Annotated in this window: 19 protein-coding genes and 1 tRNA gene; 8 read left to right on the forward strand and 12 right to left on the reverse strand. The window is 75.3% G+C overall.

Features of this window, described 5'->3' with window-relative positions; genetic code table 11:
• The 4 genes from FA014_RS11440 to FA014_RS11455 all read right to left on the reverse strand — a co-directional run.
• The coding region (locus FA014_RS11440) for a hypothetical protein (protein ID WP_230323086.1) at positions 1-190 on the reverse strand (190 nt) is incomplete at its 3' end.
• A complete protein-coding gene (locus FA014_RS11445; RefSeq protein WP_230323087.1) occupies positions 187-1608 on the reverse strand; it encodes a DHA2 family efflux MFS transporter permease subunit in 1422 nt (473 codons plus the stop codon). The genes FA014_RS11445 and FA014_RS11440, both read right to left, overlap by 4 nt.
• Positions 1605-2123, reverse strand: a complete 519-nt coding sequence (locus FA014_RS11450; protein ID WP_154729809.1) for a PadR family transcriptional regulator — start codon at positions 2121-2123, stop codon at positions 1605-1607. Before FA014_RS11450 ends, FA014_RS11445 begins: the two co-directional genes overlap by 4 nt.
• Before the next feature lie 52 nt (positions 2124-2175).
• Complete coding sequence (locus tag FA014_RS11455; RefSeq protein ID WP_154729810.1) at positions 2176-2904, reverse strand: SDR family oxidoreductase; 729 nt, start codon at positions 2902-2904, stop codon at positions 2176-2178.
• A 90-nt stretch (positions 2905-2994) separates the two neighbouring features.
• Here FA014_RS11455 and FA014_RS11460 point away from each other — a divergent pair, with 90 nt between their 5' ends.
• Complete coding sequence (locus FA014_RS11460) at positions 2995-3840, forward strand: LysR family transcriptional regulator (RefSeq protein ID WP_154729811.1); 846 nt, start codon at positions 2995-2997, stop codon at positions 3838-3840.
• 24 nt (positions 3841-3864) lie between these two features.
• Here FA014_RS11460 and FA014_RS11465 read toward each other — a convergent pair.
• Together FA014_RS11465 and FA014_RS11470 are read right to left on the reverse strand one after the other, a co-directional pair.
• Positions 3865-3937, reverse strand: a tRNA-Lys gene (locus tag FA014_RS11465).
• 121 nt (positions 3938-4058) lie between these two features.
• Complete coding sequence (locus FA014_RS11470; RefSeq protein ID WP_230323088.1) at positions 4059-5582, reverse strand: vWA domain-containing protein; 1524 nt, start codon at positions 5580-5582, stop codon at positions 4059-4061.
• Positions 5583-5879: 297 nt separating this feature from the next.
• Between FA014_RS11470 and FA014_RS11475 the strand changes: the two genes are divergently transcribed.
• The 4 genes from FA014_RS11475 (at position 5880) to FA014_RS11490 (ending at position 8100) form a co-directional block, all read left to right on the forward strand.
• Positions 5880-6296: a hypothetical protein gene (locus tag FA014_RS11475; RefSeq protein WP_154729813.1), complete on the forward strand. Its 417-nt coding sequence runs from the start codon at positions 5880-5882 to the stop codon at positions 6294-6296.
• A 109-nt stretch (positions 6297-6405) separates the two neighbouring features.
• On the forward strand, positions 6406-6720 hold the full coding sequence (locus FA014_RS11480) for a DUF6221 family protein (protein ID WP_154729814.1): 315 nt from the start codon (positions 6406-6408) through the stop codon (positions 6718-6720).
• A gap of 79 nt (positions 6721-6799) precedes the next feature.
• Positions 6800-7174 (forward strand): ArsR/SmtB family transcription factor, encoded by a 375-nt coding sequence (locus FA014_RS11485; protein ID WP_154729825.1) that lies wholly within the window; start codon positions 6800-6802, stop codon positions 7172-7174.
• A complete protein-coding gene (locus FA014_RS11490; RefSeq protein WP_154729815.1) occupies positions 7171-8100 on the forward strand; it encodes a cation diffusion facilitator family transporter in 930 nt (309 codons plus the stop codon). The genes FA014_RS11485 and FA014_RS11490 overlap by 4 nt, the downstream gene beginning before the upstream one ends.
• Positions 8101-8116: 16 nt before the next feature.
• On the opposite strand, the gene FA014_RS11495 is transcribed toward FA014_RS11490, so the two are convergent.
• On the reverse strand, positions 8117-8356 hold the full coding sequence (locus FA014_RS11495) for a hypothetical protein (protein WP_154729816.1): 240 nt from the start codon (positions 8354-8356) through the stop codon (positions 8117-8119).
• Positions 8357-8589: 233 nt separating this feature from the next.
• Here FA014_RS11495 and FA014_RS11500 point away from each other — a divergent pair, with 233 nt between their 5' ends.
• Both FA014_RS11500 and FA014_RS11505 read left to right on the forward strand, forming a co-directional pair.
• Positions 8590-9147 carry a hypothetical protein gene (locus tag FA014_RS11500; protein WP_154729817.1) on the forward strand — a complete coding sequence of 186 codons (558 nt, stop codon included), beginning with the start codon at positions 8590-8592 and terminating at the stop codon, positions 9145-9147.
• A gap of 136 nt (positions 9148-9283) precedes the next feature.
• Positions 9284-10186: a universal stress protein gene (locus tag FA014_RS11505; protein WP_154729818.1), complete on the forward strand. Its 903-nt coding sequence runs from the start codon at positions 9284-9286 to the stop codon at positions 10184-10186.
• 23 nt (positions 10187-10209) lie between these two features.
• On the opposite strand, the gene nrdG is transcribed toward FA014_RS11505, so the two are convergent.
• The 4 genes from nrdG to FA014_RS11525 all read right to left on the reverse strand — a co-directional run bounded on the left by nrdG (position 10210) and on the right by FA014_RS11525 (position 14419).
• Complete coding sequence (nrdG, locus tag FA014_RS11510; RefSeq protein ID WP_154729819.1) at positions 10210-10827, reverse strand: anaerobic ribonucleoside-triphosphate reductase activating protein; 618 nt, start codon at positions 10825-10827, stop codon at positions 10210-10212.
• Position 10828: 1 nt separating this feature from the next.
• Entirely contained in the window at positions 10829-13090 is a 2262-nt protein-coding gene (gene nrdD / locus FA014_RS11515; RefSeq protein WP_230323089.1) for an anaerobic ribonucleoside-triphosphate reductase, read from the reverse strand.
• Positions 13091-13264: 174 nt separating this feature from the next.
• The gene (locus FA014_RS11520) at positions 13265-13759 is read right to left on the reverse strand and encodes a GNAT family N-acetyltransferase (protein ID WP_154729820.1); all 495 of its coding nucleotides are present in this window, start codon (positions 13757-13759) and stop codon (positions 13265-13267) included.
• A gap of 135 nt (positions 13760-13894) precedes the next feature.
• Complete coding sequence (locus FA014_RS11525; protein ID WP_154729821.1) at positions 13895-14419, reverse strand: MarR family winged helix-turn-helix transcriptional regulator; 525 nt, start codon at positions 14417-14419, stop codon at positions 13895-13897.
• 111 nt (positions 14420-14530) lie between these two features.
• On the opposite strand from FA014_RS11525, the gene FA014_RS11530 reads away from it, so the two are divergent.
• Positions 14531-15163, forward strand: coding sequence for an FMN-dependent NADH-azoreductase (locus tag FA014_RS11530; RefSeq protein ID WP_154729822.1), 633 nt, complete (start codon positions 14531-14533; stop codon positions 15161-15163).
• Positions 15164-15263: 100 nt separating this feature from the next.
• On the opposite strand, the gene FA014_RS11535 is transcribed toward FA014_RS11530, so the two are convergent.
• Complete coding sequence (locus FA014_RS11535; protein ID WP_154729823.1) at positions 15264-15902, reverse strand: response regulator transcription factor; 639 nt, start codon at positions 15900-15902, stop codon at positions 15264-15266.
• Positions 15903-15998 lie beyond the last annotated feature (96 nt).

Raw genomic sequence — 15998 nt, forward strand, 5'->3', positions numbered from 1 at the left:
CGACGGCGGCCGCCGTCTGCGCGGGTGCGGGGCCCGCGGGGTCGCCCACCGCCGCCCACGCGAGCGGCACGGTCACGCCCCCCGCGACCAGCGCGGCGACGAGGACGCCCCACGCGCGGCGGGAGCGCGGCGCGCGCCGGGCGTGCCGCGGCGACCGGCCGGACGGGCCCGGGATCGTCGGGAGGCTCACCCGAGCAGGCTACGTGGCGCCGCGGCTGCGTCCCCGTGGGGCCTCTCCGGGCGCAGCCGCCAGGAGAGGGCCGCCGCCACGACGGCGAGGCCCACCAGGATCGCGCCGACCTCGTGGAACGCCGCGAGCGCGCCGCGCTCGACCGCGCCCGCCGCGGCGATCGAGCCGAGCACGCTGACGCCGATCGAGCCGCCGAGCCGTTGCGTGATGTTGTAGAGCGTGTTGCCGTCGGCCAGCTCGGCCTCCCGCAGGGGCGCGAGGAACGCCGTGAGCAGCGGCGTGGTGATGAACCCGGCGGCGAGAGCGCGTCCGCAGAGCATGACCGCGGTCGCCCACAGCGGCGTGCCGGCGGTGAGCACCAGCAGCACGGCGCTGGACACGGCCAGCACCGCGAACCCGGTCGTGACCAGCGCGCGCAGCGACACCCGCGCCGACATGCGCTGCCCGAGCGCGGTCCCCAGGCCCATGACGAGGCCCTGCGGGAGCAGCGCCACCCCGGTGGCGAGCGCGCTGCGGCCCTGCACCTCCTGGGTGAACACCGGCATGAGGAACACCGTGCCGAACGCGATGACCGAGGTGATCACCTGGAGCCCCAGGGCGAGGAGCGACTGGGCGCCCCGGACGACGTCGAGCCGCACCGCCGGCTGCTCCCGCCGGGCCGCCCACCTGACGAACGCCGCGAGCAGGGCCAGGCCCGCCGCCACCAGCGCGAGCGGCGCGGGCCGGTCCCACCCGGCGGCGGAGGCGCGGGTCGCGCCCAGCAGCGTGGCGACCAGCCCGCCCGCGAGCAGGGCGAAGCCGACGGGGTCGAACCGGGCGTCGGGTCGGCCGCGCGCACCGACGTCGCGCAGGCGCAGGGCGAGGAGCAGGCCCGCCGCCCCCACCGGCACGTTCACCAGGAAGACCCACCGCCAGCCGCCGGCGCCGACCAGCACGCCGCCGAGCGACGGACCCAGCGCGGGAGCGAGGAACAGCACCAGCGCCGCCGACACCGGGACGGCGCCGCCGCGCACGCCGTCCTTGCCGAGCAGGATGCTGAGCGCCAGCGGGACGAGCGGGGCCCCGACGAACCCCTGGACGACCCGGCCGACGACCAGCAGCCCGATCGTCGGCGCCAGGGCGCACGCCGCCGAGGCGGCGACGAACAGCACCATGCTGGCCAGGTAGACGCGCATGGTGCCGAACCGGCGGGCCGCGTAGGCGGTGAGCGCGAGCCCGACCGCGAGCGACAGCAGGTAGCCCGACACCACCCAGTGGACCGCGTCGAGGCCGATCCCGAGGTCGCGTGCGATGTCCGGGACCGCGACGTTCACGATGCTCGAGTCGAGCATGCTCAGGGCGGGCCCCACCAGGAGCCCGTACCGCGCCACGGCGCCGATCGCCGGGGCGGTCGTCCGTTCGCCGTCGTCGACGGTCACGGCCGTTCCGCCGCGACCCGCAGCTCGTCGAGCCACCGCAGCTCCTGCTCCAGGCGGTCGACCAGCTGCTCCTGCGCCCGGCGGCGCCAGCGCCGGGCCGCGTCCGCGGGCGGCTCGGCCAGCAGGCCCCGCACCTGGCCGAGCGCCTCCTCGACGACCGTCCGACGCGCGCCCAGGACGTCGAGCCGCGCCGGCACCGCGAGCTCGTCGAAGAAGCTGACGCGGAGCAGGAACTCCTCGTCGTCGGCCGCCAGCTCCCGCGGGAGCGTCGACACCAGGTCCAGCAGGAGGGCGCGGCCGGAGTCCGTGATCGCGAAGACGTTCCGGGCCGGCCGGCCCTCGACCTGCTCCACCGACCGGGTGACCGCGCCCGCGCCCTCGAGCCGGCGCAGCGCGGGGTAGAGCGCGTTGTTGTTGACCGGCGCGATGGACGGCCGTCGGATCCGTCGCTTCAGCTCGTAGCCGTGCACCGGGCCGTGCCGCAGGACGCTGAGCGCGTAGATCTCGACCGTCATACCGTCCAGGCTAACCTAGTCCAGACTGGACGAGCGCGTTTCCGTCGCGGGGTCACCAGGGGACGACGCCGTCGTCCTCGAAGAAGCCACCGGTCGGCCCGTCGTCGGGGAGCAGCGCCAGCCGGATCGCCGTGGCGGCACCCTGCTCGGGCGTGCGCACGCCGCGGAACCCGTTGAGGTCGGTCGCGACGAACCCGGGGCACGCGCAGTTGATCAGGATGCGGGTCCCGGCGAGCTCCTGGACGTACTGCAGCATCACCGCGTTGAGGAACGTCTTGGAGGGGGCGTAGGCCACGGCCACCGGTCCGGTGGTCGCCTCGCTCCCCGGGCCGGCCTGCCGCGTCAGCGAGCCCACGCTGCTCGACATGGTGACGATCCGCGGCGAGGGCGCCCGGCGCAGCATCGGCAGCATCGCGTTCGTCACCCGGATGACGCCGATCACGTTCGTCTCGACGACCGTGCGCACGACCGCCGGGTCGACGGTGCTGGGCTGCTGCTCGGGGCCTCCGGTGATGCCCGCGTTGTTCACGAGCACGTCCAGACCGCCCGCGTGCTCCGCGATCAGCTCGGCGGCCGCCGCCACGCTGCGGTCGTCGGTCACGTCGAGCGGCACCCCGAACGCGTCGACGCCCGCCTCGCGCAGCCGCGCCACCGCCTCCTCGCGCCGTCGCGCGTCGCGCGCCCCCACGCCGACGCGGAAGCCCTCCGCACCCAGTCCTGCGGCGATCGCGTAGCCGATGCCCTTGTTCGCTCCGGTCACCAGAGCCGTCTTCGTGGTCATGCGTCGATCGTGGGCGCCCGCGGGTCCCCCCGTCCAAGACCGGCTCGGTCGCGATCGATATCCGGAGGGTATGGGTCGTACCCTGGGCCGGTGGAGAGCCGGGAGCTGCGGTACTTCGTCGCGGTCGCGGAGGAGCTGCACTTCGGACGTGCCGCCGAGCGCCTGGGCATCGCGCAGCCCCCGCTCTCGCGCGCGGTCCGGCAGCTCGAGCGCCGCCTGGGCGCCGTCCTGCTGCACCGGACCAGCCGGGCGGTGGCGCTCACCGAGGCCGGCGCCGTCCTTCTCGCGGAGGGGCGCGCGGCGCTGGACGCCCTCGAGGCGGCGGAGCAGCGCACCCGGCGCACCGCCCGCGCGGCCGACCGGCCGGCCGTCGTGCTGGCCACCAAGGCCGGTGCGTCCGAGGAGCTGCTCGCGAAGCTGCTGGACGCGTACGCGGCGGAGCCCGGATCGGTGCACGTCGACGTCGAGCTCTGCGGCCCGGGTCAGCAGGAGCGCCTGCTGCGGACCGGCCGCGCCGACGTCGCCCTGCTGCACCGGCCCTTCGACGACACCACCGGCCTCGACACCGAGGAGCTGATGACCGAGCGCCAGGTCGCCGTCCTCCCCGCCGGGCACGAGCTCACCATCCGCGCCGAGCTGCGGCTCCGCGACCTCGTCGACCTCCCGGGCCTCCCGGCGGCGCGCTGGCCGCTCGCGGACGGGGGCTACCCGCCCGGACCGGGACCGGAGGTCCGGGACCACACCCAGCTGATGCAGCTCGTCGCGCTCGGGAGGACCTCGATGGTGGCGCCCGAGTCGGTCAGGGCCCGCCTCCGGGAGGACACCGTCGCGGTGCCCGTGGTGGACGCCCCCGAGGTCACGACGGTGATCGCGTGGCCGCCGCAGAGCCGCTCGCGCGCCGTCGCCGACCTGGTCCGGACCGCGGTGCGGCTCTGACGCCCGCGGGACGGGTGACGTGGGTGGGCCCCGTGGGGATCGAACCCACAACCCGCGGATTAAAAGTCCGCTGCTCTGCCAGTTGAGCTAGAGGCCCGGGAGGTGAGGGGACCAGCCGGCGGTCCCTCAGAGGCTCCCACGTCGTCGACGGCGCGCGGCGCGCCGACGGCGACGATGCCGACGGTACCGCCTCGGCGCGCCCGGTCGGCCGGGTCAGGTCAGCCCGCGATCCGCTCGTACTGCTCCACGAGCCCCACGAACTCGGAGCGCAGCCCGTAGGGGTCCTCCCCGAGCGCCTCCTCGGCCCGGTCGCGGGCGCGGGAGGCGTCCGCGCCGTCGGCGTACTCGGACCGCGTCGCCACGAGGCCGAACTCGGCGACCGCGGACGCGAACCGGAAGTCCGCGCCGGGCGAGCGGGTGTACGTGTCGGCACCCGCCCGGACGACGACCTCGGTGCTCTCGGACTCCCCAGGGTGCTTGTAGCGCACGTGCACCGTCAGGAAGTCGTCGGAGCCCCGCGCCTTCGTGTCCTGGTAGTCGAGGTCGTCGCCACCGTCCGCGGTACCGGCCGGCACCAGCTCGTAGAACGCCGTGACCGAGTGCCCCGCCCCGACGTCGCCGGCGTCCTTCGTGTCGTCGTCGAACTCCTCGTCCTCCAGACGGCGGTTGTCGTACCCGAGCAGCCGGTACCGCGAGACGGTCGCGGGGTTGAGCTCGACCTGGAGCTTGAGGTCCTGCGCCACCACGAACATCGTGGAGTCGAACTCGTCCACGAGGACCTTGCGCGCCTCGTCGAGGGTGTCGATGTAGGCGTAGTTGCCGTTCCCGTGGTCGGCGATCGCCTCCATCGTGCTGTCCTTGAGGTTGCCCATGCCGAACCCGAGGACGGAGATGTGCACGCCCGTGGCGGCGTGCTCCTCGATCAGGTCGGTGAGCTGCTCGGGGGTGGACGGCCCGACGTTGAAGTCGCCGTCGGTGGCCAGCACGACCCGGTTGTTGCCGCCCTCGATGAAGTTCTCCGTGGCGAGGTCGTACGCGGTCTGCAGGCCCCGCGCCCCACCGGTCGACCCGCCGGCGCTCAGCTCGCGCAGGATGCGCAGGAGCTCCTTGCGCTCGGTCCCGGGCACCGAGTCGGCCAGCACCGCGTCGCTGCCGGCGTAGGTGACGATCGAGACGGTGTCGTCCTCGTCGAGCTGCTCGACCAGGAGCCCGAACGACTCCGCGAGCAGCGGCAGCTTGTCCGGCTCGTCCATCGACCCGGACACGTCGAGCAGGAAGACGATGTTGTTGCCCCGGCTCGTCGGCACGGCGTCGGTCGCCTGCACGCCGATCATCGCGAGCTGGTGCTCCGGGTCCCACGGCGCCTCCGCGACCTGCGTCGTGACGGTGAACGGGTCGGCGGCGTCCGCCGCGGGGGCCGGGTAGTCGTAGTCGAAGTAGTTGACCAGCTCCTCGATCCGCACGCCCTGCGGTGCGACCCCCTGGGTCAGCTGCCGGCGCAGGTTGCTGTAGGACGCGGTGTCGACGTCGGAGGCGAACGTCGACAGCGGGCTCGTGGACACGTCCTGGAACGGCTGCTCGGGGGAGTCGTCGTACTCCTCCTGCGGGTCCGTCGGGACGTACCGCCACCCGTCGGTGGCGTCGTCCACCGTCACCGCCTGCTCGTAGGAGGAGTCGCTGGAGCCGCCCACTCCGCAGGCGGCCAGAGCCCCCACGACGGCCACCGCGGCCGCGGCTGCCACCACCCGGTCCCGCTGCCGCCGTGCGTGTCCGGGACGTGCACCTGAGGTCGACCGAGCGCGCATGTGAGCCTCCAGAGTCTGAGGACTGCATGCTTGCGGACCCGTGACCAGCGCGAACAGCACGGGACGATCACGCGGCCGTACCGTTCTGGTCACGGCGACCGACGGGCCGTCGGGTCGGCGGCCCGCCCCCACGGCGCGCCGGCGGCGCCGCGGCCGGGCGTAGGGTGGGCGGCAGCCCGGAACCGACGCCACCGCGGGGAGGTCGTCGCCCCGGATCGAGCCTCGGAGGGCAGCATGCCCGTCCCGCCGGCCGCCCGGGAGGACGACGCGACCGTCGAGCTGCACGCCCGGCTGCGTGCCTGGGCCCGCGGCATCGACACCCTCGAGGCGGCGACCGAGCTGCTGATCCGCGCGGGCCTCGCTCGCCCGGTCCACCCGTGGGTGTGCCGTGCGCCGGCGGCTGGCGGCGGCCCGGAGGACGCCTGGATCGACTTCGCGGCGGTGTCGGCGTACGTCGGGCCGATGTCACCGGGCGAGCGCCGGGTGCTGCTGTTCGCGGCGTCGCTGTCCGACGTCGACGCGGCCCCGTCGGTCCGGCTCGGCGACCTGGCGCGCGTCCGGCCGCCACGGCTCGCCCTGCTCCTCGCGGCCCTGGCGCACGCGGGCGGCCGCCCCGGTGCGTGGGAGGAGCGTGCGCGTGGCCGGGGCTGACGGGGCCGGTGCCCGCCGCGCGCCGGCCGGGCGGCTCGCGCTCCCGTCCGTCCCGCGCCCCGCGCCGGCCGAACGGGCCGTGGCGGCGGCGCGTCGGGACCGCACCCCGATGACGCTGACCGCGTTCCTCCTCGCCCGGATCGCGGAGGACGAGGCCGCGGCGGACGCTGCGCCGGCAGGCGGGGGCCCGGCGTACCTCGCCGATCCCACCGACCCGGCGCGGGTGCTCGCCGAGTGCCGGGCGAAGCGCCGGGTGGTCGTGCTCGCCGACGAGGCGACCGGCCTCGACGAGACGGTCGACATGGAGCGGGAGGCGGGGTCGCGCGGCGAGAGCGGGATCCACTACGTGGGGGACCGGATCCTGCGGGCGATGGCCGCGGTGTACGACGGTCACCGCGACTTCGACCCCGCGTGGCGGGACTGACGGGCCGGCGACCCGGTCGTCCTCGTGCACCTCGATCTGGCGCGGGCCCTCCGCGTCCGTCTATCATCGCCATGTGACGATGACATCCTCCGTTGTCGATGATGAGAACGACACCCGCTCCGCCGACGACGCGGCCCTCACGGCGCCGACCGCCGCGCTGTTCCGCGCCCTCGGCGAGCCGGCCCGGTTGACGATGCTCCGCCACCTGTTCACCGGCGAGCACTCGGTGCGCGAGCTGACCGACCACCTCGGCCTCGCCCAGAGCACCGTCAGCGCGCACCTCGCGTGCCTGCGGGACTGCGGGCTGGTCACGGTGCGGCAGCGCGGCCGGTCCTCGATCTACGCGATCGCCGACCCCGGCCGGCTCGCGACGCTGGTGGGCGCGGGCGAGGACCTGCTGCGCGGCGGGTCGAGCCCGGAGGCGTGCGCGCACCTGGCGGAGGGCCGGCCGTGAGCCACGACCACGGCCACGCGCCCTCCGGGGCCGGCGGCCCGGCCGACCACCGGCGCCGGCTCGCGATCGCCTTCGGCCTGACGGTGACCGTGCTCGTCGCGCAGGCGGTCGGCGCGGTGCTCACCGGCAGCCTCGCGCTGCTCGTGGACACCGCGCACATGCTCACCGACGCGGCCGGCCTGGCGATGGCGCTGGTCGCCGCGCACCTGTCGCTCAAGCCGGCGACGTCGCGGCGGACCTGGGGCTACCGCCGCGCCGAGGTGCTGGGCGCGCTGGCGCAGTCCGCGGTGCTGCTCGCCGTCGGCGGGTACGTGCTGGTCGAGGGCGTCCGCCGGCTGGTCGAGCCCCCCGAGGTGCCGTCGGCCGAGCTGATCGTGTTCGGCGTGATCGGCCTGGTCGCGAACGTGGCGGCGATCGCCGTGCTCGCGGGCGGCCGGAACGCGAACTTCAACCTGCGCGCGGCGTTCCTGGAGGTGCTGAACGACGCCCTGGGGTCGGTCGGGGTCATCGTCGCCGCGGTCGTCATCGCCACGACGGGCTGGCAGCAGGCCGACGCCGTGGCCGGCCTGCTGATCGGCGCGCTGATCGTGCCCCGTGCGATCCGGCTGCTGCGCGAGACCGCGGCGGTGCTCCTGGAGTCCACGCCGCCGGGCCTCGACCTCGACGCCGTGCGCGACCACCTGCTCGGCGTCGAGCACGTGCGGTCGGTGCACGACCTGCACGCGTCGCTGGTGGCGACCGGGCTGCCGGTCGTCACCGCGCACATCACCGTGGACGACGAGTGCTTCTCCGACGGGCACACCGCGCGGATCCTCGACCAGCTCCAGGACTGCCTGGCCACGCACTTCCCGATCTCGGTGGAGCACTCGACGTTCCAGATCGAGCCGGCGTCCCACCGCACCCACGAGCGCCTCGGCCACGCCTGACCCGCGGCCCGGTCGGTCAGGGCGCGACGTCGTCCGGGTTCGGGCCGGGGCTCGTCGGGTTCGCGGCGCCCGGTGCGCCCGACGCGGTGCCCGGTGCCGCCGCGGCGGCGCCCGAGGCGGCCTCCGTGCGGTGCGCCCGGTGGGCCGGGTCGTCGGGGTTGACGTCGTCGGGGTCGGGTCCGGGGCTCGACGGGCGGGTCGGCGCGTCGGTGGACGGGCGGAGCGGCTCGTCCTGGGGATCCGGTGTGGTCGTCATCGCGGTCTCCTGTCGCGGGGGAGGGTCGCGTGCGGACCGGCGCGACCCTGCGTCGTCGCCACGCTACGCGCGCGCCGGGCGTCCGCACCCCGAGAGCGCGGCCGGGTGCGGTGCGCCCGGCCGGACTACGCTCGCAGGTGCCCGGCCGGGCCGGCACGCGGGTCACCAGGCCGTGCCGGCGGGCGCGTCGGCACGTGGCGCGGCTCCGCGCCACCGGCAGGTCGGAGGATCCGATGGTCGCTCGAGACACCCACCTCGCCGCGCGCGCCGTCCCGGGCGTGCCCCTGCTGCGCGCGTCGGCCGCCGCGGGGCTGCTCGCGCTCCTGGTCGCGTGCTCCGGGGGGTCGGGCGACGGGGGCGGCGGCACCGCCTCGCCCGCGAGCCCGACCGAGGAGCCCGCCACCCCGACGGCGTCCGGCTCCCCGCTCGCACTGACCGCCGGCTCGTCCGTCGTCGGGCTGCCCGAGGGTGTCGCGGCGCCGCCGACGGGCGCGGTGGCGGGGGCGTCCCGCACGTCCGACCCGTCGCTGATCTACGTGATCACGTTCGGGTCGAGCACGTGCCCGATGGTCGCCGACCCCGAGGCGCTCGCGACCGGCGCCACGGCGGTGGAGATCACCTTCCCCGAGCCCACGGCCGGGGCGTGCACCGCGGACTACGTCCCGGCCACGAGCGTGGTCGCGCTGCCCGACGTCGGCTCCGGGGACCTGCAGGTCCTGCTCGGCCCGGCCGGCGACGTGACGCTGCCCGCCGGGTCGGACGCGCCGGAGTGGGTGATCGACCAGGGCTGACGCGCCGTCGACCGTCACGGACGGCTGGTCGTCCGCGACGCGTGGGCGGGCTGCGGCGTGACCGCTCCGGGACGCGCACCGCACTCGGGCCGTTCGTCCCTCGCGTCGCCCCGCGACCGGGCGGATCCTGGAAAAGGTGGAATCCGACCTCAGGGAAGGAGAACTGCTGATGCGCAGCGAGGTCGTGGTGGGCGTCGCGGGGACGCCGTCGAGCGAGGACGCGGTCCGGTGGGGGGCCGCAGCCGCGGACGCACGCGGGGCGGACCTGGTCCTGGTCCACGCCGTGGGTCTGCCGGTCGCGGGCTACGAGGGCGTCTGGGACGACGCCGCCGGTCAGGGGGTCGCGGACATGCTCGCCCGGGAGGCCGCGGTGGCCGCCGAGGGGCACCCGGACCTGAAGGTCCGGACCGAGATCGACATGGAGAGCCCGGGGGCGGCGCTCACCCGCCGCTCGGAGACGGCGGCGCTGCTGGTCGTCGGCACGCGCCGGACGACCCCGCAGCACCGCGTGTTCTCCGGGTCGCTCGCCTACCAGGTGGTCGCCGGGTCGCAGTGCCCGGTCGGGGTGGTGCCGCCGTCGTCGCGGGTGCCCGAGAACCGGGTCGTGGTCGGTGCCGACGGGTCCCGTGACAGCCTCGCGGCGGTGCGCGCCGCCGCCCGGGAGGCGGACCGCACCGGTGCCGTGCTGCACGTGGTGCACGCCTGGAAGGAGCCGACGGTCCTGGCTTCCGTGGGCTGGGTCCCGCCGGAGCTGCCGTCGTCGGTGAAGGACGAGGAGCGCGTGGTCCTCGCGGAGTCCACGGCCGGTCTGGCCGAGGACTACCCGGACCTCGAGGTCGAGCGCACGTTGGTCGAGGCCGACCCGGCCTCCGCGTTGCTCGCGGCCGCAGCCACGGCGCGGCTGCTCGTCGTCGGCAGCCACGGCCGCGGCGGTGTGGCGCGCATGCTCCTCGGCTCCGTGAGCCACGCGATGGTGCTGCACGCGCCGTGCCCGGTCCTGGTGGCGCGGGCCGACCGGACGGAGTCCGGCGCGCGCTGAGCACGGTGCCCGGCGCCGGCGGCTCAGACCAGCGCGCGCCGGTCCGGCGCCGGGCCGACGTCCGCCGCCCCGACCAGTCCGGCACGGGCCACCGCGCGCCCCGCGGCGAGCGACGCCGGGACGTCGAGCACCCGCTGGTTCCGGCTGCCGCGGAACGCCAGCGTGAGGTCGCGCTGCGCGAGCTCGAACCGGCCGTCGACCAGCACGTCGAGCTCGCCCAGCAGCTCGGCCTTGTCGTCCTGACCCGCCTCGGCCTCGGCCAGCAGCTCCTCGAACGTGTAGCCGGACCAGCACCACACGTCCTTGGTGCGCCCGTGCTCCGCGCGCAGCCGGCGGACGACCGCGAGGCACACGCCGGTGTTGAGGAACGGCTCGCCACCGAGCAGGGACAGCCCCTGGACCGCCTCGTGCGCGAGGTCGGCGGCGATCCGGTGGGCGAGGGCGTCGTCGAACGCGGTGCCGTACCGGAACGACCACGCGGCCTCGTTGAAGCAGCCGGCGCAGGCGAACGGGCAGCCCGACACGTACAGGCTGCACCGCACGCCCTCGCCGTCGACCATGACGAAGGGCTTGTAGTCCGCGACGCGGTCCTGGCTCAGCGCCGCCGCGCGCCACTGGCCGACGGCGGGGGTGCGGGCCACGTCAGGCGTCCCCGGCGTCCCCGCCCGCCGCCGCGAGCGAGGTGGGCCCGGCGAGGTGCTTGACCCGCGAGGAGATCTCGACGTGCCGGCCGTGCACCATCGGCCGCTGCTGGGGGTTGCCCAGGTAGCCGCAGGTCCGCTTGACGACGTCGCACGTGCGCGGGTCGGTGTTGCCGCAGCCCGGGCACGCGAACCCGCGCTCCGTCGGGGTGAAGTCGCCGGAGAAGCCGCACTCCAGGCAGCGGTCGATCGGCGTGTTCGTGCCGAGGTAGCCGACCCGGTCGTAGGCGTAGTCCCACACGGCCTCGAGCGCCTTCGGGTTCTGCTGGAGCACGGGGTACTCGCAGTAGTGGATGAACCCGCCGGAGGCGTACTGCGGGTACTCGGCCTCGAAGTCCAGCTTCTCGAACGGCGTCGGCGCCTTGCGCACGTCGTAGTGGAACGAGTTCGTGTAGTAGTCCTTGTCGGTGATGTCCGGGACCCGGCCGAACTTCTTGGTGTCCAGCCGGCAGAACCGGTCGGTCAGCGACTCGGACGGGGTGGAGTACACCGAGAACTGGTAGCCGTGCCGGGCGGTCCACTCCTTCGCGCGGGCGGCGAGGGTGCGCAGCACGCGCAGCGTGAACTCCTTGGCCTCGGGGTCCTGCTCCCAGGCGCCGCCGTAGAACGCGGCCGCGGCCTCGTACAGCCCGATGTACCCCAGCGAGACGGTCGCGCGCCCGTTCCGGAACAGCGCGTCCACGTCGTCGTCCGGGGCCAGCCGCTGCCCGAAGGCGCCGTGCACGTAGAGGATCGGGGCGTTCGCCGGGACGGCCTCCTTGCACCGCTCGACGCGGTACAGCAGGGCGTCGTGCACCGTCTCGAGGCGCTCGTCGAGCAGGGCCCAGAACGCGTCGAGGTCGCCCCGGGTCTCGAGCGCGATCCGCGGGACGTTGAGGGTGACCACGCCGAGGTTCATCCGGCCCTCGACGACGTCCTCGCCGTCCTCGTCCGCCCAGCCCTGCAGGAACGAGCGGCAGCCCATCGGGACCTTGAACGAGCCGGTGAGCTCGACGATCTTGTCGTAGCTGAGGATGTCCGGGTACATCCGCTTGGTGGCGCACTCGACGGCCAGCTGCTTGATGTCGTAGTTGGGGTCGTCCGCGGTAAGGTTCACGCCGCGGCGCAGCGTGAAGATGAGCTTCGGGAAGATCGCGGTGCGGCGCTCCTTGCCGAGGCCGAGGATGCGGATCTGCAGGATGGCGCGCTGGATCTCGCGCTCGAACCAGCCGGTGCCGAGGCCGAACCCGACCGACGTGAACGGGGTCTGCCCGTTCGACGTGAACAGCGTGTTGATCTCGTACTCGAGCGACTGCATCGCGTCGTAGACGTCCTTGCGGGTCTTGTCCTCCGCGTACGCGCGGCGCCGCTCGGGCTCGGACACCCACTGCTCGGCGTCGGCCAGGTGCTTGGCGAAGTTCCGCTCGGCGTACGGGGCCAGCAGCTCGTCGATCCGGTTGACCGAGCAGCCCCCGTACTGGCTGGACGACACGTTCGCGATGATCTGCGAGATCTGCGCCGTCGCCGTCTGGATGGACCGCGGCGGGTCGACCTGCGCGTTCCCGATCCGGAAGCCCTCGGACAGCATCGTCCGGAAGTCGATGAGGCAGCAGTTCGTCATCGGGGCGTAGGGGTGGTAGTCGAGGTCGTGGTAGTGCAGGTCGCCCTTGGCGTGCGCGTTCGCGACGTGCGGGGGGAGCATCCGCAGGCCGATCGCCTTGCCGACGGCGCCGGCGGTGAGGTCCCGCTGGGTGTTGAAGACGTCGGCGTCCTTGTTGGCGTTCTCGTGGACGACCGTGGAGTCCTTGCCGACGAGCTGGCCGATCGAGTGGTTGACGTCCAGCGCCTTCGACCGCGCGAGGTCCCGCTGCACCCGGTAGTCGATGTACGCCTCGGCGACCTCGTACTCGCGGGCCTCCAGCAGCGTGTGCTCGACGACGTTCTGGATCTCGTAGATCCGCACCTCGCCGGTGAACCGGGCGGCGAGCTCGGCGTCGATCCGCTCGACCAGCTCGGCGATCGTGAGGTCGTGCAGCGGGCCGAGCAGGCCGTGCACGTGCGCGAACGCCCGGCCCAGCGCGCTGTGCACCCGGATCGGGTCGAACGGCAGCGCCCGCCCGTCCCGCTTCCGCACGATCAGCCCCGCGGCCGCCGAGGGGGACTGCGGCGCCTCGCCCTGGCGGGCCTCCGCGAACTCCGGCACGTGCGGTCCCACCAGCGTCATGCGATTCCACTCCCGATCTGCTCCGGGCACTAGATGTAGTGCTCGGTTCAGCCTCGCAACCCCACATGTGGGGTTCAATGGGACGAACGTCCCGAGGGGGCGCCATGCTGCGGGGGTGGGTCGGGCGGTTCACCCGAACGGACCACCGCGGTCCTGCGGGCGCCCCGGGGGGGATCAGGCCAGGCGCTTCTCGTAGCACCGGGACTGCAGCGGCAGCGCGGTGTCGTAGGGCGGGTAGGTCGGGATCGGGGTCCAGCCGAGCGCCGCGTACAGCGCCTCCGCCTCGGGCTGGCGGTCGCCGGTCTGCAGGACGACGCGCGCGGCACCGGCGTCCCGGGCCACCCGCTCGACCTCGGACATGATCGCGCGCCCGACGCCGCGACCCCGGTGGCCGGCCGCGACGACGACCCGCTTGACCTCCCACTCGTCGCCGTGGCGGCGCAGGGCGGCGTGACCGATCGCGGTGCCGTCCCGGTCCACGGCGAGCACCACGTGCCGGACCGCGGCCGGGTCGACGGTCAGGGCGGCGTGCGCCTCGGCGCTCATCGGGCCGGCGGACGCGTAGCGGGCGCCCATCTCGGCGTCCATCGCGTCGCGCAGCGCCGCGGCGCGCGGGTCGGCCCAGTCGACGGACTCGAGCGTGTACGACGCGTCGGACGTGGTGGTCATGCGGTGGCTCCTCCCGGGTGCGCGCGGCGGGGGCGGGCGCGCGCCGCGCAACGTAGCACGGCGGTGCGACCTGGCCCGGGGGCTGCGCGGGTGCGGGCCGGGTCGCGGCCCGGGTCGGGTCGGGTGCGGGCCGGGCTACTCGCCCGCCCGGGCCTCCGCGCCGCCGCAGGCCGGCAGCAGGTCGGCCACCTCGGGCGCGGCGCGCCGCACCACGGTGAGCGCCGCGTCGCCGAGCGCCGCCATCCGCTCCGGGCCCAGCGCGTCGACCACCAGCCGGCGCACCTCCCGGACGTGGCCCGGCGCGGCGTGGCGCAGCTGGTCCTCGCCGCCCTCGGTGAGCCGCGCGCTGGTGCGCTTGCCGGCCGCCACGCAGGAGCCGCGGGTGACCCAGCCGGCCTGCTCGAGCCGCCCCACGGCGTGCGACAGCCGGGACGGTGAGCTCTGCGTGAGCCGGGCGAGGTCGCTCATCGGGATCTCGTCGTGCGGGCGCTCGGACAGCGCGACCAGCACGTTGTACTCGTAGAGGTTCATCCCGGCGTCCCGCTTGAGCTGCGCGTCGAGCGCCGCGGGCAGCGTCGTCAGCAGGGCGACGACCGCCTTCCAGTCCTCGACCTGGGCGTCGGAGAGCCACGGGGTGGCGTCCTCGACCCGCTGGCTCATGCTGTCGATCCTAGCGGACTTGAACATTCAACACTCGGGCGCCTAGGCTGCGTGTTGAACATTCAAACTCGCTGCGGCGCCCGCCGCCGCGCCCGTCCCCGGGAGAACTCCATGACCGTGCTGCGCATCGACGCGTCCATCCAGGGCGCCGGCTCCGCGAGCTCCGCCCTCGCCGACATCGTCACCGCCGAGCTCGCCGCCGCGCGCCCCGACGAGGCCGTGGTCCGCCGGCACCTCGGCGAGCAGCCGCTGCCCGCGGACGCCTGGGCCACCGCCGTCGGGGCGGGCTGGACCCCCGCCGAGCAGCGCACCCCCGAGCAGGCCGCCGCCGTGGCGCTCGCGGTCGAGGTCGCCGACGAGCTCCGCGCCGCCGACGCCGCCGTGCTCGCGCTGCCGCTGTACAACTGGGGCGTCTCGCAGCACGTGAAGACGTGGATCGACCTCGCGATCGCGGGCGGCACCCCCGGCGACGCGTACCTCGCGGGCAAGCCGGTCGTGCTCATCGTGACCCGGGGCGGCGGCTACGGCCCCGGCACCCCCAAGCACGGCTGGGACCACAGCATCGACTACCTGCGCCGGATCGTCGGCGAGGTCTGGGGCGCCGACCTCACCGTGATCGAGCGCGAGCTGACCCTCGTCGGCGTGAACCCGGCGATGGACGCGCTGGCGGAGCCGGCGGCGCTCGTGCGCAAGGAGGCCGAGGCGGCAGCCGCGGCCGCCGGCCGCGCCCTCGCCGCCCGCTGACGCGACCCGCGCCGAGGTTGCACTCCGTGCGGGATTCCGACCGCCCGAACCCCGCGACGAGTGCAACCTCGGCGAGTGCTCGCGCGGCGCGCGCCGCGCGTCAGCGGCCCAGCAGCCAGCCGTTGTCCTCGGCGATCCGGACCGCCTCGGCGCGGGTGCGCCCGCCGGTCTTCCCCATCGCCGACGACAGGTAGTTCCGCACCGTGCCCTCGGACAGGTAGGTCGCGCGGGCGATGTCGGCGACGGTCCCGCCGCCCGACGCGTGCACCAGGACGTCCCGCTCCCGCTCGGTGAGCGGGCTGGTGCCGATCGCGAGCGACTCGACGGCCAGGTCCGGGTCGACCACCCGCAGCCCGCGGTGCACCCGGCGGACCGCGTCGGCGAGCTGCTCGGCCGGGGTGTCCTTCACGACGAACCCGCTCGCGCCGGCGTCGAGCGCGCGGCGCAGGTACCCGGGCCGGCCGAACGTCGTCACGATCAGCGACCGGCACGCGGGGTGCTCCCGGCGCAGGGCCGCGGCCGCGGCGATGCCGTCGGTCCCCGGCATCTCGACGTCCAGCAGCGCGACGTCGGCGGCCGAGGAGCGCGCGGCGGCGACGACCTCGTCCCCGCGGCCGACCTGGGCGACGACCGTCAGGTCGGGCTCCAGGTCGAGCAGCGCGGCGAGCGCCCCGCGGACCAGCGCCTGGTCGTCGGCGAGCAGCAGCCGGATCGGGCCGGTCGCGTCGGCGGCGGTCACCGGGCCGCCCCGCCCGCCGGGGCGGCCGTGACCCGCAGCCGGTAGCCGCCGAGCGGGCCGGGCCCGGTCTCGACGCGGGCCCCGGCGCGGCGGGCG

This window comes from Cellulomonas hominis (assembly GCF_005239125.1).
Classification (GTDB): Bacteria; Actinomycetota; Actinomycetes; order Actinomycetales; family Cellulomonadaceae; genus Cellulomonas; species Cellulomonas hominis_A.